Genomic DNA, 19,611 nt, shown 5'->3' with positions numbered 1-19,611 from the left:
GATGAACTTTGAAGTGCATTTTTATCTCGCACTATTAAGAGTCAAGACTTTAAGAATAATTGGAAAAATGACAAATTTCAGAGACACACAACATTTGACTCTTTCCTCTGAAAAATGGAAAGTGGATTTGGTTTATGAAAGTGGCTATTCCGCGAAGAAAACTATTGAAGCCAAAGAGGGAGATATCCTAATTGAACTATCTGAACACCGAGAATGGCACTCATGCTTGCAAATTAGCCTTGAAGATGGCAATTCAAAACATATTTGTATCGTGACAGGAATCATAGGTAGCACCCATCTCCAAAAGAGTAGTGTTGATGAGAAGGGGCATACAGTAAAAATCGACTATGACAATTTAGTATTGAGTTTAGGACAGCATTTCATTTCAATTGATCTGAATCAGCTTAAACTGAATTGGAAACTAGAACCCGATCTCGCAGAAGTTTTTGAGTTCTATGATTTGGACAATGACTATCTACTTCGTGGGGAACTTGAAATTCACAGAATTGACAAAGCAGGCAATGTAAAATGGTCCTTTTCAGGTGCTGATATTTGGGTAAACCTCGAAGGAAGACCAGAAGTTGAAATCACTGAAAACTCCATTAAGCTTATAGACTTTAAGTCTGACGAATACGAAATCGACTTTGAGGGAAAAGAGTTGAACACAAGCTACAATAAGGGTGGTTACCAGCATTGAGGTCCCAAAATCTTATCTGAAAATTCAAGAACTAGGATCTCTCTCACAGGGCCCCGCCCGGTCTCACTTCTCACCTCTCAAATCTCTCCCCAAAAGAAAAACCCCAAGCACCACCGGCACCTGAGGTTTCCAAATCGTATCTAAAATTCTTAGGGCTTTAACCCATTGGAACTAATCACTTAATTCCAAAACTAAATACCCCTCTAAAAGGGCTCCGCCCGTTCTAATGTCTATCGTCTAAAGTCTAGAAATCACTTTAGAAACGGAGGCTTACTAACTCTCGCCTTCAACTGCTTATTCCGTACTTCGATATAGATCTCGGTGTCGGCGGCATCATAAGGCTTGTTGAGATAACCTAAGCCAATCGCTTGGTCCAGGCTGGGAGACTGGGTGCCGGAGGTAACCACGCCAATCGCTTCACCTTCGGCATTGAGGATGCGGTAATCTTTACGAGGAATACCACGGTCTTCCATGATAAAGCCGGTTAAGCGTCGACTTAAACCTGCTTCTTTCTGGGCTTGTAAAGCTTCAGAGTTGATGAAGTCTTTGCTAAACTTGGTGATCCAGCCAAGGCCAGCTTCCAGGGGAGAGGTGCTGTCGTCAATATCGTTTCCATAGAGGCAGAAGCCTTTTTCCATGCGTAGGGTATCGCGGGCACCTAGGCCAATAGGCTTGATGTCGAAATCTGCTCCCGCTTTGAAAATGGCATTCCAAACCTGCATGGCATTTTCGTTCTTCACATAGATCTCAAAACCGCCAGCTCCGGTATATCCCGTGGCGGAGATAATTGCCTCCGCACCGTCTATTTTACCCATTTCGAAGGTATAATAGGTCATAGCCGCTAAGTCGGTTTCGGTTAAGGATTGCAGGGCTTCGGCCGCCTTAGGACCTTGTACGGCGAATAATGACCAATCATCACTTTGGTTATCCATTTTCACTCCTTCCGGACGATGGGAGTCTAACCAGGCATAGTCCTTATCAATATTGGAAGCATTTACCACAAGGAGGTATTCACCTTCCGCTATGCAGTACACCAAAAGGTCATCAACAATACCGCCTTTATCATTAGGCATGCAGCTGTACTGAATCTTACCAGGACTTAATTTGGATACATCATTGCTGGTGGTCTTTTGCAGGAAGTCTAATGCTGCCGGGCCACTAACAAAGAATTCGCCCATATGGCTCACATCAAATACGCCCACTTTTTCGCGCACATGGAGATGCTCTACCTTGAGGCCTTCGTATTGAACAGGCATGTGAAAACCAGCAAAATCAACCATTTTGCCACCCAGGTCCTGATGAACCTGATCTAAAACTAATTTTTTCATGAGAGGTGTTTTAGGCTTGCGCCAATGATTATCCGTGAATGTGCTCTTTGGTGCCAAAGTCTTTCATGACTTCAGCTTCGAAGCTTAGCAGCTCGTCCCACATTTGATCTACATTTTCGCGTTCACCAAATTGGCGCGCGAATTTGAGAAACATGGTATAATGATTCGCCTCACTTACCATTAAATCGCGGTAGAATTCTGCTAACTCTTGGTCTTCGATATGATCCGAAAGCACTTTAAAACGTTCGCAACTGCGGGCTTCAATTAAAGCAGCAATAAGCAGGCGATGTACTAAGCGTAAATCGCGATCCGGGGTTTTGGGGAAGAACTGGCTTATCCGCGCTACATATTCATCCTTGCGCTCCCGACCTAAAACCAGGCCGCGCTCGCGAATACGTTTGTGGACCATTTCAAAATGACTCATCTCTTCTTGGGCCAGAGCTGCCATGGCATCTACCAAATCGCTGTGCTCCGGATAGGTAATCAGGAGGGAGATGGCATAAGAGGCGGCTTTCTGTTCACAAAAAGCGTGGTCGGTTAAGATTTCTTCAATGTTCTTTTCGGCGATATTCGCCCACCGGGGATCGGTAGGTAATTTTAGTCGTAAAATGCTCATGGCTTTAATACTTCCGTCAATTGCTCGGCAAAATTAACCATTTGCTTGGTCTCACTCACGGTTGTATGCCTTTCTTTGGCAAAGATCAGCAGAGCCCTGCCATTGCATTCGATATGGTATTGTTTATGGCTTTCGAGAAAGGGAATTAAGGGCCCTTCAAAGAATTTCCGAATCGACTTTTCATCTTCCCCCTTGAGCTTAAAACGCTTGGAGAAATCCGGATGCCTTTCAAAATTGATATCCTTGAAGCCTGCCAAATGCGCTACTCGATCTAAGAGTCGTTCTTGATCCAAAACAAAAGGCGCCGTTTCCGAAGGCAGTGGTAAATAGACCATACTGGCATGTCGTAGAGCATTGCCATAGAAATCAGTGTCCTCATAATGGATATCGGCCCACAGCCAATTTTGATTGCGGCATTCAATCCGATTGCGCAGCAAATGCAGGTATTTATCCTGAAAATATTCAAAACCTTTAAAGCGTCCGTCGTCTTCTACCTCAGAATATTGAAAGCGGAAATTATGCTCCGCAGCATAGAGGCGCAGCATTTTCTGCCGGCGGGTAAGCTTTCCTCTTTTGGAGCTGCCTTTTTTCAGGGGTCGGCGCGTGGCTAAGGGGTGGGAGGAGAGCTGACCTAAATCATCCAGACCAATAGTTTCCAAACTTCCGCCAGCCGCCTCAAAGCGATGACGGTATTGCTGCACATGTTCCAAAACTGAATGGTCCACATATTCTGCCAGACTAAAATCCAGGATAAGCTCCGCCTGAGGTTCCACTGTATCCATTTGCTTTTTAAGGCGAATGAAATTGAGGAAGTTGGACATGGTTTTTACACTCAAGTGGTATTTGTGTTCTTGTTCTTCGAAGAGTAGAACATTGGGCCTAAAGAGGCTGCGCAGGTAATAGCCACGTTTTTTCAAGCTGAAGAGCTGATACACCAAAGTGATAAGCATGCCACTGAGAATGCCAATAATCAGATTGCTGGCCAGGGTAGCGAGATAGGTGAAAATGAAGAGCAGGAGCTCATCCCGACCTAATTCGGCCATAGCCCGGAATTGCGAAGGCGCGGTTAATTTATAGCCGGTATGCACTAAAATAGCGGCCAGAACCGCCAGTGGAATATGCTCCAATTGAATGCTAAACAAAGCCAGGAAAAGCACCAGGAATAAACCGTGAAAAAGATTAGACCAAGCAGAACTGGCGCCATTATTTAAGTTTACCGAAGAGCGGGCGATTACCGCTACTACATTAAGACCGCCAATCAGGCTGGAGCCGATGGTAGCAATTCCCAAGGCCCGCAGATCTTTATTGGCATTGGAGCGCCTTTGCTCAGGATCCAGCTTGTCGATGGCTTTAATGCTAAGTAGTGATTCAACCGCGGCAATAAAGGCCAAGCTTAGGCTGATGGTCCAGAAACTGCCGGTGCCCATGGCTTTAAAAGAAGGGAAGGTGAAGGCATCTAATATTTCGGGTGGCAAGCTGATTAAATGGCTATCCGGCAATTGGGGCCATAGGGCAAAATGTGGGGAGAGGTAGCTATAGCCGATTCCCAGCGCTAAAACCCACATGGGACCCGGAATTTTTTGAAAAGGCCAAAAGCGAATTTTCGGTAGTATAAAGAGCAGTGCTAAACTCACTAAACCCAAAGTCCAGGCAGCTAGGGGAGCGCTACCATTTTGAATAAGACCGATGCTATTTCCTAATTCGGCCAAGAGTCCAAAAGCAGAGCTGGATTGCGGGTCTACCCCTAATAATACATGCAATTGCCGACTCAAAATAATTAGGCCAATGGCGGCCAGCATCCCCCGAATGGCGGCGGCAGGGAAAAGTTCGGCCAATACCCCAAAGCGAAAGAGTCCCATGAGCAGAATAAAGATCCCCGACATTAAGATAGCACCCAGAAGTAGGGAATACCCCAGGGCTGGATTCCCCTGACCCAAGACTCCCACTGCATAGAGACTTAATACCACTAAGCCATTTCCGGGCCCGGCAATGATCAGTCGGGAACTCCCTAATAAGGAAAAGAGAACGGCACCTGCTACCGTGGCAATAATACCCGCCATAGGAGGCACCCCACTAGCTAAAGCTAAACCGAATCCTAGGGGTAAAGCCACCAAAGAGACGATCAGTCCCGATTGAATATTATGGGGAATGTTCTTAGTGTCCTTAAGCATTCATGGGCTTTGGATCGCTGCTATGCACGATTAATAAATCACTGGGAAGCTCGGAAAGGATGTATTCCAAATCATGGGTAAAAACCCGATCCATAAAGCCGAGTTTGGTATCCGGCGAATTCAAGACTAATAATTCGGCTCCACTGCTTTGGGTAAAATGGCCAATGCTGTATCCGGGTTTACCGAAGATCACCTGATTTTCAATTTCCAAATTATGGGGATCTTCTTCTTTCAGGGCTAGCTTAATGCGATGCTGTTCGCGTTCTTCAATTATATGGCGCCAGCGATTGCAGCGGGCTTGTTCTTTTTCATCGGCGGCGCGACTGGTCTTTTTGTCGGGAGCAATTTCTTCTACAATATGCAGAAGCTTGGTTCCCAGGGCATCGGCCACTTCCAGGGTTTTGTGAATGGTATCGCGGGTTTTGGGATGCTTGGCACCACTTACCACAATATGACGATAGGCTTTAGGGAAGCGCATGGGCTGAGTGAGTAGCATAATGCTACAATTGGATTTCCGCACTAATTGTCGGGCTACCGAGCCCATATAATAGCGCAGGAGGCCTTCACGGGGTAGGGCTCCCACCATTAAGAGGTCTGCTTCCTGCTCTTCACATACCTGGAGAATGCGATCTGAAATATCACCTTCCAGCCAAAGGAACTGATGCGGGACTTGAACTGCGCCAATACTTTGAACTTGGCTTTCAATTTCTTCGCGACTAGCCGTTTTACCATCTCCTACATGCACGAAAATAATCTCGTTCGCGAGGTGTTCACAGAGGCGTGCGGCTTCTTTTACATTGGCAATTAAACTGGGGCTGAGGCCAATGCCCATGACCATTTTGTTGAAAGGTTTCAAGACAGAAAATTCAATTTGTATAAAGGTACGAAGTGTTCAGAAAGGCCACTAGTCGATGCGCCTGAAATACTGAATTGAAAGGTGTATTGGTATCCTTTTCTGAGACATGTTAGGACTCATTAGCGTTTTTTAAGCTTTAATCAGCGCCTTTATTTCAACCTAAGGCCCTTTAATGGTTGTATTTCGTGCCAAATCACTATCCATAATTTAAAAAGTTTAAATTTTTTTATCCACCTCATTTGGGACGAAAAGAAGGGCAGGAGGGATGAAAGTTTGGTCTGAGGGATGAGTTTTGATATTCTGATTTAGAGGACTCAAATGGAAGCATTTAGGATAGTTTGATTCGTCGTGAATTTTGTTTTAAGTATCTGTTTATCAGTTACATTAACGGAATAAATTCTGTAACATGAAAACACACACTTTTCAACTTCGGCTCAAAAAGCCCAGCTTGTTTTCCCCCTTTTTATTCTCAGTCCTACTACTGGGCTTTAGCTACTCTTTAAAGTCGCAGGATTATCATGATTGTGGCACTCATTTGCCGGCAAGCACGACCTTAGCGAAAACTTCGGCCGCTGGTGCGGGATGTTCCGCATTAAGTATGGATTATGTGAATTATTATTCGAAGAAGGAGAATCACATTCCCAATGCTAATACTGCTCTTAAAACCGTGCATGTGAATGTGGTAATCTGGCAAGATGATAATGGGCAGAAGAATTTCCAGAATACACCAACTACCTATCAGCGTTTCTTATCCATTATGGATTTGGTAAATAATGTTTGGTACAGCTTTAATCCTGGTCCATCAGATCCGATCACAGGAGTAAATGATTTAAATATTAAGAAGCTCGCGGTGGAATTTCATGAAATCTACTTCATGCAGAATTCGGCGATCAATGCTTCCATGAGTTCTGCGAATATGAATAACCTTCTATTTCAGGCCCATCCCGAGGCAGCGGATTTCCTAAACATACACATTACCTCCGGGCATCCTTCGAAATGGTGGGGATATATGACAACCTATGGAACTGGCCTACCAATGATTGTGACAACTGATGATCCTCAAAATCAAGGCTATGGATGTGTTCCGATTAATGGTAATTCTGCCTGTCCCGTTTCAATTGCAGAACATCCCGCAGGAAGTAATAACTATTATCGAGATTGGAGTTTAGCGGCCCATTTGGCCCATGAAATTGGTCATTGTTTTGGATTAGATCATACCTACGATAGTAGTACCCTTAATCCTGCTGATCCCTATTTCTTATCGGATGTTTTTATCCATAATCCTCCCTATGCACCAGGCTCTGCTTATGCTTTTCAATGCGATAGCGTAATACATTCAAGCAGTGGTCAAAACCCTAATGCGGCTCTGCATGATGGTTGCACCAATAATTTCATGAATGGTCATGAAGGAAATTATATGTCACCTCTGCAATTAGGGATTTGTCATCTGGCAACCAATATTGGAAAGAACCCTTTAAACTCTAGAATCGGGCCTTTTATGAGTGGTTATTCGACTACACCTATGACTATAGCCCACAGTGAAAGCTGGGATTTTGAGCATTGGATTTACAGTGATATTGTAGTAGAAACTGGTGCTACTCTGGAAATCAAGTGCACGGTGTACATGCAGCCCGAAGGCAAAATCATCGTAAAACCCGGTGCTAGATTGTTGATTAATGGCGGTACCATTACCAAAGCAGGGAATTGTGCCTATCCGCAAGAGAATGATCCCTATGCTACCTATATCGGTCGCTACTGGCAAGGAGTCTATCTGCATGGTAATGATAGAGTGAGTCAAACGGTAGTGAATCAACCGGTATTGGAAATGATTAATGGCGGTACTATTGAATACGCTCGCGATGGGGTGACTAATTCCGGGGTGGATTCCAAAGGAGATTGGATTTCTGGAACCACGGGTGGTATCATCATCGCCAAGAATTCACATTTCTACAATAACCGTCGCGATGTGCAATTATTAAGCTACCATAGCTATTATAAAGGGGTAGAATTAGCCTATCAGGCCACTTTTGAGAATACGGATTTTATCCGCGATGATGCTTATCAAATGATCAGTTTAACCGCGAATGTTTCGATTTGGGATGTAGTTGGAGTAAGCTTTCGCGGATGTCGCTTTGATACCGATGTAGATTATTATGACTTAAATCAAGGTACCCAGGCTATTTATTCCTTGGGGGGCTCTTTTAAGGTGGATGGTCTCTATTCGAAGTTTGCCGATCCCCATGGTGGTATTTACAGTGAGTTTTCGGGTTACGAACATGCGATAGAAGCTTGGAATTATCTGTTATCTCCCTATCATAGAGTGACTGTACAATACAGCCATTTCGAAAATAATGATGGCGGAATTTTCCTGGCGGCGATCAACAATGCCAAGATCATAGAGAATTACTTTGATATTCCTCGCACTTACAATTTGCAGTTTATCAATTATGGTTTGTATTTCGATGCCAGCTCTGCTTTTGATTGCTATAATAACCAGTTTGTAGGAACAGTAGGTTCGGCACCAGCCATTGGAGCATTATTTACCAATTGTGGAGAAGCTAATAATTTAGCCTATCGCAACCGGGCTGATAATTTAAGTGTAGGCTTTGAAGCCTATGGTTGGAACCGATCTTCTACAAATAATGATGGCTTGGATTTCCGTTGCAATGACTTTGGCTATGGTGCGGGTAATTATATGGACATCTATGTAAGCGGAACCAGTACTAGCGGTAATCAGGGGATTTCAGAGCATCAAGGTTCTTATGCGGGGAGCGTGAATAATCTGGCTAATAATCTCTTCACTCTAGGGTCTTCGGATTATATCAATACAGCTCGCCATCATTTCTATAACTATGGTGGAGGGGATCCTCGTTATAATCCTAATAATTCCTCAGGCATTACCGAATCCTATTATAGCTTTAATGTGAACTATAATTCTGCCTGTCCCGATTTAACTGCTGGTTCAGGAGGTGGAACAGATCCAGGTGAAGATCCTTCCGGTTCTAAAGGCAAAATGGCGCAGGCTCAGAGTGAGCTCAATTATTATGATGCTTTGCTCGCTCAATATCAATTGGGTGCCGATGAAGAACAATTGGAAGCGCTTTTAGCGGCCACCGAATTACGAGATGCAGCCTTGCGCACCCTTATCAGCCATTATGCAGCCCAGTCTGAAGAGGAAGGAACTACACAATTAAAGAGCTTCTTAAAGAGTCGTTCCGAATTGTATCCTAAGCTTTACCTCCTGGGGCTTTTAAAAGCCGAAGGCAATAGTGCCGAATGGGCCTTATTGATGAACGCTGAGCCCGCTGCCGATTGGTCGGCAGATGAAGTGCAATACTGGAACGAAATCCGTTGGATTGAAAAGGCCGCTGCCCAATATTATGCCAGTGAGTCTACTGCCAGAGATCAGCAATTCTTGGTGGAGTTGAAGCGGAATTATGCCGATAAATTGCCCGTGACTCAAAGGATGATTGATGGTTGGGAGAAATTCCTTTCCGGCAGCACGGCTTATGTAGAACCTACTTTCCTTCCGGATGGAATGGGCTCTAATGGAAGGGCAAATGACAATAGCTTACTAGCAGAGAACTTGGTGTCGCTCTATCCTAATCCTGCTCGTGAATCCTTGCAATTGGAATGGAATTTTGAAAAGGCCAAATGGACCGAAAACCTTCAAGTTGAGGTATTTGGCTTAAACGGCCAATTAATTCAAAGCTTGGAATTGGATTATACCGCCAATCGTTATGAACTGAATTGCGAATCCTGGCCAGCCGGTCATTATAAAATACGGGTATCCGGACCTACCCAAAGCACCTTAAGCTTTGTGAAGCTGGATTAAGCGTATTTCTTTATCCTCTGTAAGAGAAGATGGAAACCCCTCATGAGAAATTGTGAGGGGTTTTTTAGGGTATAAGCAGCATGAAGTCCCAGCTAGAGGATTAATAACTAAACCATTCTCAATTATCCTTTTACCGCCATTCGTTCTTCCCCTTAATACACAAGTGAAAGAGGGAGATACCATCGCTCTGTTTATATTTACTAAATGAAGGCTCTATTTAAAAGTTGTGCCCCTATCCTTGAGAAATTTAAAAGATCGTCAGGTTCTATATGCGTTATTTAGCTCTGCTATTTTTCATTTTTAGTTTGTTGAATCTCCAGGGTCAAGTCATTGATGAATCGGAATATAAATCGATGAATCTAGCGCTTCTGAATCGGAAATTTCAAGACTTTGACACCATAGCTTGCCTGGATACCTCACAATATTGGCAGGAGGCCATCCGTAGCTTTGCCGCTATGGTATACCTCGATGTTATTGAAGATAGCCTATTGGCGGATGCCTTGATTCAAAGATTTGAGCAAATAGCCCAAAAGCACTTTGAAGAAGGAACTCCTATTCAGATATATGCATCCAGTATGAATAGTTTTAGGCATGCCCAAGAGGCAAGCCTAGCCAAGGATTCTGAATTCATTTACCTCTGTTTTGGGAATTCTTGTTTGGGTAATTCGCTGTACATGAGAGAAGGAATTAGGCGAGTAAATCAAAAGGTTCGGGACCTATTGGCTGAAATTGATTGTGGACAAGGGGGAATGGGGAATAAATGAAAAACACACTTTTACTAAGCTTATTCATTTTCCTGCTTTTCGGTGCTCAATCCTGTGATTCCGCAGCTGAAACATCGAGCACTGATTATGAAGTCTGGAGATCAGATTTTATCCAGATTAGTTCAAGTCAGCATAAAAGCACCGATAGTTTGCAAGACCATTCACAATATTTGTATTTATATAATAATGGGAAGGCTCTCTTATTGGATAGTTTAAGTAATGGCTCTATTGGCCGAAAGGAGGCTAATTGGGAAATCAGACAGTATAAAGGTAGAGAAGTATTCTACTTAGAAAATGAAAAGGAATCTCCGGGAATTCTCCCCGTGGTCTATCCAATTCTATTGAAAAATGAGGCAGAGTTTAAAATGGCTTTTGATTCGCTATCTGAAAACCATATTTGGAATTTGAGGAGGGTTTGGTGAAAGTGGCCAAATACACTTTACAGGATAATATGAGATTGAACATAAGCTAATTAAGTCATGATAATTCCATCTTGCTTTGGAGTCTTCGTTGAAATTACCTTACTCAAATTCAAAATAGTTCTTTTCAATAGAAATATCAAAGGTGACTCCTGAACCTTCCTCCGGTTTAATGGAGCCCATACGATTGTAAACTTCCTCTCGCTTTTCTCTATAAACGCTTCTAGCTACAATTGGGAGCTTTCTTAGTTTTAGGATTTGATCAAAGCTTTGAATTTTAGTGGGTTCAATGTTTATTGCCTTGAAAGATAGTTCTTCAGTTGAATCGATGACAAAGATGATTGCACCAGGTAAACCATGTAATTTCCATGGACCGTAGTTGGTTTTAACACTTGGATCATACCAAGCATAATACTTTCGTCCGCGGAAATTACCGACTGCATATTTACATTCATAGCCTTCAATCACTCTGTTTGAATCAATTAAATTCCATTTTATTGGACTTTGCTTTTCGGCAATTATTATCCCACTCGCGTTAATAGATCTCAAGAATCCAAGCTCGTAAATAGAATCCCTTGTTCTATCAAACCTAATATACCGTCTGGTTGTGTCATGAATTATTGTTTCGTCTTGTCTTGCACTATGATGCAAATCCTTCTCTTTAAACACATAAAAAGAACCAAGATCATTGCTGTATAAGATGGAGGAAAAGCCCTTTCCCGCACAAAAACTGCAAAACCAGTCGTACTTGATTTTAAATGACTGTGATTGGATTTGAGGATTTGAAGATGGAGCGGAAAATAGAGTCAAATAAAGTAGGATCGTTGTTAAGCTAAGTTTCATAATGATAAGATTAAGTTAGTAATTCAAAATAAATACGGTCATAATATTATGACCGTATTTGGAAAATAACTACTACAGATCCCCTGCCAGTTCCTTGGCTTGATCAATTAATTCGCCGAGTAATTGTACCGCTTTTGCCTTGACTTCGTCGCAATCACCAGAAACAGTGCCCGAAACTGAAATAATTCCAATGGATACGGTTATAGTTACCTTGCATTGTAGTGCATCATCATCTAAATCAACTTTCATTGAGATTTTGATATCTTCTTGAACCTGATTGGAAACCTCATTTAGATCTCTGGTAACATCTTGATTAATTGTGAGGTATGAAATTTTAGCTAACTCTGCTGGACTCGCAAAACTAGATGAGATAGCTAAAAGCACAAGGCTGGTTGTTAAAATTAACTTTTTCATGATTTATTATATTAAGTAAATTAAATGCTTACTCTTTCGATTTTCAGCAACCTCGATAAATCAATAGGCCATTAGATTTAATAATTTAATTGATGATATCAATTCTCATAAAAGATAACGAATATGTATGTGATTTCTTTCGTGATTTTTGATGAAAATAACTTTAATATTGATGCGTGTGTAATTCGAATATTCATCAAATGAATACATGAAATAATAAATAAGCTTAGATTACTGGTTAAGCATAATTATTATTCTTTTACTGAATAATAATTCGAAAGAATATAATTGTGTTATAAAGCGAAAATTAAAGTCTCATGCATTTTTGCGGGCCCTAGATTCTCTTTTTTAGTAAGAATTGATGGAGAACAGTAGTAAGAGGTATTGCATAAGTGATTGATGTAAAAAACGATTTGCTGTTATTTAGTCGGACTATTCTATGATACTCGTGCCGCTAAAATTTTAGAGTTTACGACCAAAAAGTTCCTGCTGTTCTTTGCAATCGGAACAGCTTTTTTTATTCTCAACGAATCTCCAGTAGGCAGGATTACTTCGTGATCCTTATACCGCTAACATTTTGAAGTCTACGACCAAAAAGTCCAGCTGTTCTCTAGAAGACTTGGATTTCACAATTATGGCCTAGCTAAAATCACAATGTTTCCATTTATGGAAACATTGCTTACATTAGAGAATTCCTAAGAACCAAATGATTAATGGAAGGAATAGATGACAACAAATAACACGGATCTTAAAATGATGTCCCTTAGTGATTTGAAAGATCGAGATTTGGGTAAACCAGGAAATCTGGGGCGTGATCAATATGAGTTTGATTTGAAAATGGAGCTATTGGGGGAAATGATCAAAACTGTTCGAAAGGAACGTGATTTAACCCAAGAGCAACTGGGCGCCTTGGTAGGGGTGAAGAAGGCTCAAATATCCAAGCTCGAACGAAATACCAAGAATGTTACCCTGGAAACAATATTAAAGGTTTTTAATGCTTTAAAAGCCAATATTCGCTTTTCAGTTCAATTAGATAGAAAGGATGTTGAGGTGGTGTAAGTCCCCCAAAAAATCCAACAGTTTAAAAGTGTGTAAATTTAAACTGTTGACTATGAAAAAATCAAGATTTAGTGAAAGCCAGATCAGCCAGGCTTTAAAGGAGCATGAGGCTGGTAAGAAAGTACAGGATATCTGCAAGGAGTTAGGTATAAGCGCCAATACTTTTTATATCTGGCGCAAGAAGTACGGGGGCATGGATTCAGCAATGCTACGCAAGTACAAGGAGTTAGAGCGAGAAAACACGAAGCTAAAGCAGATGTATGCGGATTTGAGCTTAGACCACAGGATCCTTAAGGATGTGGTGGAAAAAAAGCTCTAGGGCTCTGTCAGAAGAGGTTTTTAGCAAAGCAGATTAAAGCGGATTACGCTGTCAGTACTGCCAGGGCCTGTAAAATCATTAGCCTTGAGCGCTCTGGATATTACTATATATCCAAGCGAGACGATAAGGAGGTAGAGGAAAAGCTACGCTGGTACGCGGAGCATTATCCTGCGCGTGGCTGCCCATTTTATACCAAGCGTATTCGTAAAGAGGGTTATGCCTGGAACAAGAAACGTATCCGCAGGGTGTACATCAAACTGGGGATGAACAAGCGCAAGAGGAAATGGAAGCGACGTATTCCTAACCCTGACAAAGAGGTGTTGCTGCAGCCTTTAGCTCCTAACCTATGTTGGAGTGCCGACTTCATGCAGGACCGCTTAGAGAATGGTGTGAAAATGCGTGTGCTCAACATTATTGACGACTACAACCGCGAAGCTTTGGCTTGCAAGGTATCCAGCAGTTTCCCTTCCGAACATGTAGTAGAGCAATTTGAGCAGCTAATAGAGTGGCACGGTAAGCCATTTACCATAAGAACTGATAACGGAACAGAGTTTATGGCAGAAGCCTTTCAAAAGTTTTGCAAACGACATCAGATAAAACACTTAAGAATACAGAAAGGAAAACCTATGCAGAATGGCTTTTGTGAACGCTTTAACCGCACCCTGAGAGAAGACGTGCTCAACGCTTATCTCTTTGAAACGAAGACGCAGATGCAAGAGTTAATCAATCATTGGATGGAAGACTACAATCAAAACCATCCGCATTCTTCTCTTGGAGACATGTCTCCAAGAGAATTTAAACAAAGGCTTATTGCCTAAAATCGATAATTTAGACCTGTTGGAATAATGGGGGACTTACAGTGGTCTAATTGGATTCCACAGGAATTTAAACTAGGTCTCTCGTATTAAGCAGGATTATACCATGATCTGAATGCCGCAGACTTTTGGTTCAGGTGGAACTTAAAAGTTCGAAATTTTTGAAGGAGGACTTATAGTAAATTAAAGATTTAAGTTCAGTTATTTTCTAATAGAAGGTAAACTAGTTGATGCTATAATATCTTACATTGACTTCACAGTTCCTTCAGGCAATGACCAATACCAGATTTGTAATGGAACTACTTTGAACCTGTTACGCCAAAATACATTCATAGCCAAACCCTTGGCCACCATTGGAATGAAGACGATAACAACAATCCTATTGATTTTGACTTTGAATCTTGTTTATGGACAGGACACTCTTCAATTTGACGTGGCCACACCAAATGGATTTAAAGGACAAATTACCGACACGCGAACAATTGTGTATTCGGGAAAATTAGACTTGGATTTTTACAAAAAGCACTTTTTCACTCCATATCATTACCCTCAAAAAATGGTTGACACGAACCATAAAAATGATACAATAACTAAATGGAATGACTCGACTAAAGTGGGGGATTTCAATACTAATTGGAGTTACACAATAACTTACGATTCACTTTCAAGAGTAACTTCCTATAGATATTCAGCTTGTATGATTTGCTCACAGTTACCATATGAGTTCCATTTTATCTACAATCAACTTGGACAAGTAATCAAAATGATAAATAAGCTCAATGACAAGAAAACAATTGAATTCAAATACGACCCTGCTGGGAATATTGTAAATGTCAAAGAATATCACGGATCGGATTTGACGAAAGAAATAGAATTAATAAATAAGAAATAACTGGGTCCATGAACGCATTTAACTTATCGCGATTGAATGGCTGCCAGCAAGCTTGCCTGCCGATAAGCAGGGTTTTCGTTTTGTCGGTGGACCTAATTACCTTTCACTTCGGACAGGCAGGAATAGCTTCGAATTGAAAATCAGCATAGTTAAATCGCCACAAGTCATAATAAGACCCTTAGCTACCATTAAAACACGACATGAAAATAGTTCTAATCATACTTCTAAGTTTTATTACAACAGGCCAGCTTTTTGCGGAATGTGCAATTGATGGACTTTGGGCACTTCCACAGAAAGGAACCATTAAACAAAATTCACTGATTGTGTTAACAGGGTATTTTAGAAGTCAAAAAATAGTAACCTCCTTGAATGAAAATTACCCTATATACCTTGAATCTGAGGGGCATAGAGTAAAACTGAACGTCAAAAATAGATACAAAGGATTATTTGAATTAACCCAAGCTATTCTTGAACCGGAAGAAGAATTAATTGCAGGAAGAACCTACCAATTAAAAATTGATAAGCTTGACGAATTTGAAACTTCCCGTTTAAGAAGGTGGAATTCAGAATTGGGAAAATATGAACCAATAACTTGGAAGGTAGATGGTGGAATAGACACTGAATCTCCTGAACTATTAAACGTGCCTGAATTGGTTGATAAAAGGACAATTCACTACGGTTGCGGACCAGCAATTTATGCGGATTTTAAGATTCAGACAAAAGACGAATCTGAACTGTTGGTTAAAACTGAACTTGTAGACTTGAAGAGCGGTGAATCAACAACTTACTTTTTGAATTTCGAAGGCACAGACACTTTAAGTGTAGGTCGTGGAATGTGTTCAGGTGCTTTTAGCTACAAGGAGAATAGAAGGTATAAAGTGAGATTTAGCTTGATGGATATTTGTGGAAATGAGAACGAAAAATGGACAGCTTGGATTCAGTTTGATAGTCCTTATGAAGGTTTGTAAACAGAAAAATACGGTGGCTAATATAGAATATAGCTTATCTCGGATGAATGGCTATCAGCATACTTGTCTGCAGAAAAGCAGAGTTTACGCTTCGTAGCCAGCTTTGGTTTCGAGTAACAGAAGGGTGTTTCGAATTGAAATTCAGCGTAGCTAATCCATCATAAGCCATTTGCTATCTATTAAGATGAAAAAGACACTTTCTATACTTACATTATTGATTCTACAATTTGGTTGTCAGCCCAAGCAAAACAACATGAATGATTTCATGGATGATATCAGGGAGGATTTTGCTAAGCAAGCTGAACAACAGAACAGGGAGGTATATGCATGGGAAGCTAAAATTGATAAATTATATAAACGAGCGGATAATAATTTGAATGATGGAGCAAGCTATGCCGACTCTTTGATTGAGAATGACAAAAGTCTTGACAAATGGAAAATTTCCAATCTGCACACTATCGTTGGTGAAATCTATTACGACAACGACAGCATTGACCGAGCGCTCGAACGGTTTCGATTAGATGAATCGTTGACTTTTGATTCACCAAGAAATAAGGCGAACAAAGCCGGCTGTTACATAAAACAAGGAGACTTGGAGAAAGCAATGACATTGCTTCAACAAGCAGCTGAGACTAACCATGACTTTAAATGGTATATCGGAAACCTTTATGAGATTCAAGGGGAACGAGAAAAAGCGATTTTAGAATACGATTATGTTTATCAACAAGATACAATTGTTTATGCCTATTATAACGAAAGAATACAGGAATTAGAAAATAACCCTGACCAATTATTGACAGAGCTTCATTACAATGACAGAAGAAAAAGGACTTTGCTCTTACTTAAAGGAGTAGATGCTGAAGCTAGTGACACAGAAATTGGTGGATTTGAAATCGAAAGAAAATAAAAGTAACGTGCCCAACAATGGCTAAAATGCATGCCCAACTAACCTAACCGTTGCGCGAAATTTTAGCCGGGCCGTTAGCAAAACCAGTAAATTCCCTTTACCTCCATCAATAAGTACAAGGTCTATTAGGATACAGTTTCGAACCTAGTAAGTATAATAAACTCTAATATTTAGCATCTTAGGTTTGAAGGCTTTTTGTCGGGGTGACAGGATTACTTCATGATCCTAGTGCCGCTAATATTTTAGAGTTTACGACCAAAATGTTCCTGCTGATCTCTTCGTTCACAGCAGCCTTTTTTATGCCCATCCTATCTCCAGTAGGCAGGATTATTACATGATCCAAATACCGCTAATATTTTAGTGTTTACGACCAAAAAGTTTCTGCTGATCTCTTCGTTCACAGCAGCCTTTTTTTATGCCCATCGAATCTCCATTAAGCAGGATTATTTCATGATCCTAGTGCCACTAACATTTTGAAGTCTACGACCAAAAAGTCCTGTTGCTCTTTGCAATCGCAACAGCTTTTTTTATGCCCACCAAGCCTCAGTCAAGCAAGCTTGCTTCGGTGGTGGGTATAAAAAAAGTCCTGATGAATTCTCATCAGGACTTTTTGGTCGGGGCGGCAGGATTCGAACCTGCGACCTCCTGCTCCCAAAGCAGGCGCGATAACCGGGCTACGCTACGCCCCGTGGCGGTGAGAGCGGGATTCGAACCCGCGGTACGGTTGCCCGTACGGCAGTTTAGCAAACTACTGGTTTCAGCCACTCACCCATCTCACCGGGTTAGTTCTAAAAGAACGAGGAAGCTCTTGGTCTAAGTACTTCCGTTATTGGGGCTGCAAATTTAAACAGACTTTGATTCTACGCAATAGTAAATCGAAAAAAATGGAGAAAAAGAGTCTATAGACCTTAGACGATAGAGTTTAGATTTTAGAGTCTCCGTCTTTGAAATTAAGTTTAGGATGATGAGCCTTGTGAAGCGATTCTAGCTTTGGAAATATGAAGCCTTGATACTTTGCGACTTAAGTTATGGAAGAAAGTATTTAATGAAGAAGCCAATCCTTGCTTTCCGCTTAACTTTGCTTTATGGCTCACGATCACCATCATCATGCACCCGAAGGAAATCTGCGTATGGCCTTTTTCCTCAATCTCTTTTTTACCATTATTGAGATTATTGGAGGTATGGCCGTTAATAGCGTTGCCATTGTTTCGGATGCCATCCATGATTTAGGAGATAGCCTTTCCCTAGGTACCGCCTGGTATTTGCAGCGCAAGTCTAAGCAACAGGCCGATAAACAGTTTTCTTTTGGCTATGCTCGCTTTTCCTTATTAGGAGCCTTACTCAATAGTGTAGTGCTGATAATTGGCTCGGTCTTCGTGCTTAAAGAGGCTGTAGAAAGACTGATTCATCCCGAAGCCTCAGATGCCAATGGAATGCTTTACCTCGCTATTTTAGGCATTGCCGTGAATGGCTATGCGGCTTGGAAAATGACCAGCGGTAAAAGTCTCAATGAAAAAGTGATTTCCTGGCATTTAATGGAAGATGTTTTGGGCTGGGCTGCAGTGCTCATCGTGGCGATTGTCCTCCAATTCAAGCAAATCGATTATTTGGATCCGGCCCTCTCGCTGGCCATTACCCTCTATATCCTCTACGGAGTTTTCAAGCGCCTCAAAGAAACCCTCTTTCTTTTTCTACAAGGGGTGCCAGCCGAATTTGATCTTAAGAAATTGGAATCCGAGCTCCTGGCGGTAAATGGAGTAGAGGCCCTGCATCACACCCATATCTGGTCCTTAGAAGGAGAGCACCATGTATTTAGCAGTCATGTTCGCCTCAAAGGCATTCAAGACCTGGCCCAAATGGAGCAGGTGAAACTGGATTTGAAAAAACAATTAGCGGCCTATCATTTTAATCATATTACCCTCGAACTGGAAACCGAAGGGCAGGAGTGTAGCATGAAATGAGGGGCAATTACCTGCATATTGAGCCAGGCTTTGGTTGGTTCACCGGTAATTTGGAGCAGAACCATTGGCATCAACATTATGCCTTGCAACTGAGCTTTGCCCTGGATGAGTCTCTGAAGATTGAAACCGACAAGGAAATCCAGACTTCGGACAAAGCCATCCTATTACAGCCTCAGCTTAAACACCGTATCCTTTCTCAGGGACAACATTTGCATCTGCTTTTTAATCCTGCTCATCCTATTGGGCATTTTTGGTCGGCATTGGCCCGGTCGCCAATAACTGAAGTTGAGCATAAGGCTATAGAGCTAATCATCCAGTGCGTGGAGAAGTTGGAGGATGGCGCACTTCAATCAGAGAACCTAAACAGCCTCATCCGTACCTATACTTGCTTTTGTGAGGACGCCTTGCATAAGGGAGATCTGCGCATAAATCAGGCTTTAGCCTATCTTGATAAGAAACGGGAACGTATTGTCTCCTTGGAGGAAATAGCCGAACAGGTTCATTTATCTCCCAGTCGGTTTTTACATCTTTTTAAAATTCAAACCGGCATTAGTTATCGTCGTGCCCAAAACTGGAATCGCTTGCAGCTGGCTTTGGAGTCGGGAAGGCAGGGCAACTTAACTCAAATGGCCCATGCGGCGGGCTTTAGCGACAGTGCCCATTTTAGTCGGAGCTTTAAAGAAAACTTTGGCTTTAGTCCCAAAGAGGTTTTAAAGAATAGCCACTTTATTCAAGTTTAGGAAAGGC

At 41.7% G+C, this 19,611-nt stretch carries 18 protein-coding genes and 2 tRNA genes; 12 read left to right on the top strand and 8 right to left on the bottom strand.

All coding sequences use genetic code 11. The features are described from left to right. The first annotated feature begins 1 nt into the window (after position 1). A complete protein-coding gene (locus H4K34_RS01460; protein WP_210759061.1) occupies positions 2–697 on the top strand; it encodes a hypothetical protein in 696 nt (231 codons plus the stop codon). A gap of 251 nt (positions 698–948) precedes the next feature. Here the strand turns inward: H4K34_RS01460 and gcvT are convergent, their stop codons facing one another. Genes gcvT through H4K34_RS01440 form a run of 4 tightly spaced genes read right to left on the bottom strand, consistent with a single transcriptional unit; the run spans position 949 to position 5,668 of the window. Then, positions 949–2,025 (bottom strand): glycine cleavage system aminomethyltransferase GcvT, encoded by a 1,077-nt coding sequence (gene gcvT, locus H4K34_RS01455; RefSeq protein WP_210759060.1) that lies wholly within the window; start codon positions 2,023–2,025, stop codon positions 949–951. Positions 2,026–2,053: 28 nt separating this feature from the next. Further along, complete coding sequence (gene miaE, locus H4K34_RS01450) at positions 2,054–2,635, bottom strand: tRNA-(ms[2]io[6]A)-hydroxylase (RefSeq protein ID WP_210760515.1); 582 nt, start codon at positions 2,633–2,635, stop codon at positions 2,054–2,056. A gap of 2 nt (positions 2,636–2,637) precedes the next feature. Then, positions 2,638–4,812: a SulP family inorganic anion transporter gene (locus tag H4K34_RS01445; RefSeq protein ID WP_210759059.1), complete on the bottom strand. Its 2,175-nt coding sequence runs from the start codon at positions 4,810–4,812 to the stop codon at positions 2,638–2,640. Further along, positions 4,805–5,668 carry a universal stress protein gene (locus H4K34_RS01440; RefSeq protein WP_210759058.1) on the bottom strand — a complete coding sequence of 288 codons (864 nt, stop codon included), beginning with the start codon at positions 5,666–5,668 and terminating at the stop codon, positions 4,805–4,807. Before H4K34_RS01440 ends, H4K34_RS01445 begins: the two co-directional genes overlap by 8 nt. A 406-nt stretch (positions 5,669–6,074) precedes the next feature. On the opposite strand from H4K34_RS01440, the gene H4K34_RS01435 reads away from it, so the two are divergent. The 3 genes from H4K34_RS01435 to H4K34_RS01425 all read left to right on the top strand — a co-directional run bounded on the left by H4K34_RS01435 (position 6,075) and on the right by H4K34_RS01425 (position 10,689). Next, positions 6,075–9,503 (top strand): T9SS type A sorting domain-containing protein, encoded by a 3,429-nt coding sequence (locus tag H4K34_RS01435; RefSeq protein WP_210759057.1) that lies wholly within the window; start codon positions 6,075–6,077, stop codon positions 9,501–9,503. A gap of 353 nt (positions 9,504–9,856) precedes the next feature. Beyond that, positions 9,857–10,267, top strand: coding sequence for a hypothetical protein (locus H4K34_RS01430; protein WP_210759056.1), 411 nt, complete (start codon positions 9,857–9,859; stop codon positions 10,265–10,267). Next, positions 10,264–10,689 (top strand): hypothetical protein, encoded by a 426-nt coding sequence (locus tag H4K34_RS01425; RefSeq protein WP_210759055.1) that lies wholly within the window; start codon positions 10,264–10,266, stop codon positions 10,687–10,689. The genes H4K34_RS01430 and H4K34_RS01425 overlap by 4 nt, the downstream gene beginning before the upstream one ends. Before the next feature lie 99 nt (positions 10,690–10,788). Here H4K34_RS01425 and H4K34_RS01420 read toward each other — a convergent pair whose 3' ends face one another. After that, the gene (locus H4K34_RS01420) at positions 10,789–11,529 is read right to left on the bottom strand and encodes a GLPGLI family protein (protein ID WP_210759054.1); all 741 of its coding nucleotides are present in this window, start codon (positions 11,527–11,529) and stop codon (positions 10,789–10,791) included. A 72-nt stretch (positions 11,530–11,601) separates the two neighbouring features. After that, a complete protein-coding gene (locus H4K34_RS01415) occupies positions 11,602–11,943 on the bottom strand; it encodes a hypothetical protein (RefSeq protein ID WP_210759053.1) in 342 nt (113 codons plus the stop codon). 726 nt (positions 11,944–12,669) lie between these two features. Between H4K34_RS01415 and H4K34_RS01410 the strand changes: the two genes are divergently transcribed. From H4K34_RS01410 to H4K34_RS01385, 6 genes are all read left to right on the top strand, one after another. Then, the gene (locus H4K34_RS01410; RefSeq protein WP_246452170.1) at positions 12,670–13,002 is read left to right on the top strand and encodes a helix-turn-helix domain-containing protein; all 333 of its coding nucleotides are present in this window, start codon (positions 12,670–12,672) and stop codon (positions 13,000–13,002) included. 52 nt (positions 13,003–13,054) lie between these two features. Next, complete coding sequence (locus H4K34_RS01405) at positions 13,055–13,321, top strand: transposase (protein WP_210757338.1); 267 nt, start codon at positions 13,055–13,057, stop codon at positions 13,319–13,321. A 32-nt stretch (positions 13,322–13,353) separates the two neighbouring features. Next, positions 13,354–14,139, top strand: a complete 786-nt coding sequence (locus H4K34_RS01400; protein WP_210760513.1) for an IS3 family transposase — start codon at positions 13,354–13,356, stop codon at positions 14,137–14,139. A gap of 340 nt (positions 14,140–14,479) precedes the next feature. Further along, the gene (locus H4K34_RS01395; RefSeq protein ID WP_210759052.1) at positions 14,480–15,028 is read left to right on the top strand and encodes a hypothetical protein; all 549 of its coding nucleotides are present in this window, start codon (positions 14,480–14,482) and stop codon (positions 15,026–15,028) included. Positions 15,029–15,228: 200 nt separating this feature from the next. Beyond that, positions 15,229–15,996: a hypothetical protein gene (locus H4K34_RS01390; protein WP_210759051.1), complete on the top strand. Its 768-nt coding sequence runs from the start codon at positions 15,229–15,231 to the stop codon at positions 15,994–15,996. A gap of 184 nt (positions 15,997–16,180) precedes the next feature. Continuing rightward, entirely contained in the window at positions 16,181–16,903 is a 723-nt protein-coding gene (locus tag H4K34_RS01385) for a tetratricopeptide repeat protein (protein WP_210759050.1), read from the top strand. A gap of 611 nt (positions 16,904–17,514) precedes the next feature. Here H4K34_RS01385 and H4K34_RS01380 read toward each other — a convergent pair. Both H4K34_RS01380 and H4K34_RS01375 read right to left on the bottom strand, forming a co-directional pair. Continuing rightward, positions 17,515–17,592 (bottom strand) — tRNA-Pro (locus H4K34_RS01380). Continuing rightward, positions 17,593–17,682, bottom strand: a tRNA-Ser gene (locus tag H4K34_RS01375). Between the two features lie 306 nt (positions 17,683–17,988). Between H4K34_RS01375 and H4K34_RS01370 the strand changes: the two genes are divergently transcribed. Further along, positions 17,989–18,864, top strand: coding sequence for a cation diffusion facilitator family transporter (locus H4K34_RS01370; protein WP_210759049.1), 876 nt, complete (start codon positions 17,989–17,991; stop codon positions 18,862–18,864). Beyond that, positions 18,861–19,604, top strand: coding sequence for a helix-turn-helix transcriptional regulator (locus tag H4K34_RS01365; protein ID WP_210759048.1), 744 nt, complete (start codon positions 18,861–18,863; stop codon positions 19,602–19,604). The genes H4K34_RS01370 and H4K34_RS01365 overlap by 4 nt, the downstream gene beginning before the upstream one ends. Positions 19,605–19,611: the final 7 nt, after the last annotated feature.

The sequence above is a fragment of the Croceimicrobium hydrocarbonivorans genome (genome assembly GCF_014524565.1).
Lineage (GTDB): Bacteria > Bacteroidota > Bacteroidia > Flavobacteriales > Schleiferiaceae > Croceimicrobium > Croceimicrobium hydrocarbonivorans.
Note: the sequence above shows the minus strand (reverse complement) of the source record. Positions and strands in the feature narration are given on the sequence as shown.

Excerpts from the sequence above, each read along its gene's own strand:
- H4K34_RS01460 (WP_210759061.1), top strand. The coding sequence starts at position 2 with ATGAACTTTGAAGTGCATTTTTATCTCGCACTATTAAGAGTCAAGACT.
- gcvT (WP_210759060.1), bottom strand. The coding sequence starts at position 2,025 with ATGAAAAAATTAGTTTTAGATCAGGTTCATCAGGACCTGGGTGGCAAA.
- H4K34_RS01445 (WP_210759059.1), bottom strand. The coding sequence starts at position 4,812 with ATGCTTAAGGACACTAAGAACATTCCCCATAATATTCAATCGGGACTG.
- H4K34_RS01435 (WP_210759057.1), top strand. The coding sequence starts at position 6,075 with ATGAAAACACACACTTTTCAACTTCGGCTCAAAAAGCCCAGCTTGTTT.
- H4K34_RS01430 (WP_210759056.1), top strand. The coding sequence starts at position 9,857 with ATGAATCTAGCGCTTCTGAATCGGAAATTTCAAGACTTTGACACCATA.
- H4K34_RS01425 (WP_210759055.1), top strand. The coding sequence starts at position 10,264 with ATGAAAAACACACTTTTACTAAGCTTATTCATTTTCCTGCTTTTCGGT.
- H4K34_RS01420 (WP_210759054.1), bottom strand. The coding sequence starts at position 11,529 with ATGAAACTTAGCTTAACAACGATCCTACTTTATTTGACTCTATTTTCC.
- H4K34_RS01415 (WP_210759053.1), bottom strand. The coding sequence starts at position 11,943 with ATGAAAAAGTTAATTTTAACAACCAGCCTTGTGCTTTTAGCTATCTCA.
- H4K34_RS01410 (WP_246452170.1), top strand. The coding sequence starts at position 12,670 with ATGACAACAAATAACACGGATCTTAAAATGATGTCCCTTAGTGATTTG.
- H4K34_RS01405 (WP_210757338.1), top strand. The coding sequence starts at position 13,055 with ATGAAAAAATCAAGATTTAGTGAAAGCCAGATCAGCCAGGCTTTAAAG.
- H4K34_RS01390 (WP_210759051.1), top strand. The coding sequence starts at position 15,229 with ATGAAAATAGTTCTAATCATACTTCTAAGTTTTATTACAACAGGCCAG.
- H4K34_RS01385 (WP_210759050.1), top strand. The coding sequence starts at position 16,181 with ATGAAAAAGACACTTTCTATACTTACATTATTGATTCTACAATTTGGT.
- H4K34_RS01370 (WP_210759049.1), top strand. The coding sequence starts at position 17,989 with ATGGCTCACGATCACCATCATCATGCACCCGAAGGAAATCTGCGTATG.
- H4K34_RS01365 (WP_210759048.1), top strand. The coding sequence starts at position 18,861 with ATGAGGGGCAATTACCTGCATATTGAGCCAGGCTTTGGTTGGTTCACC.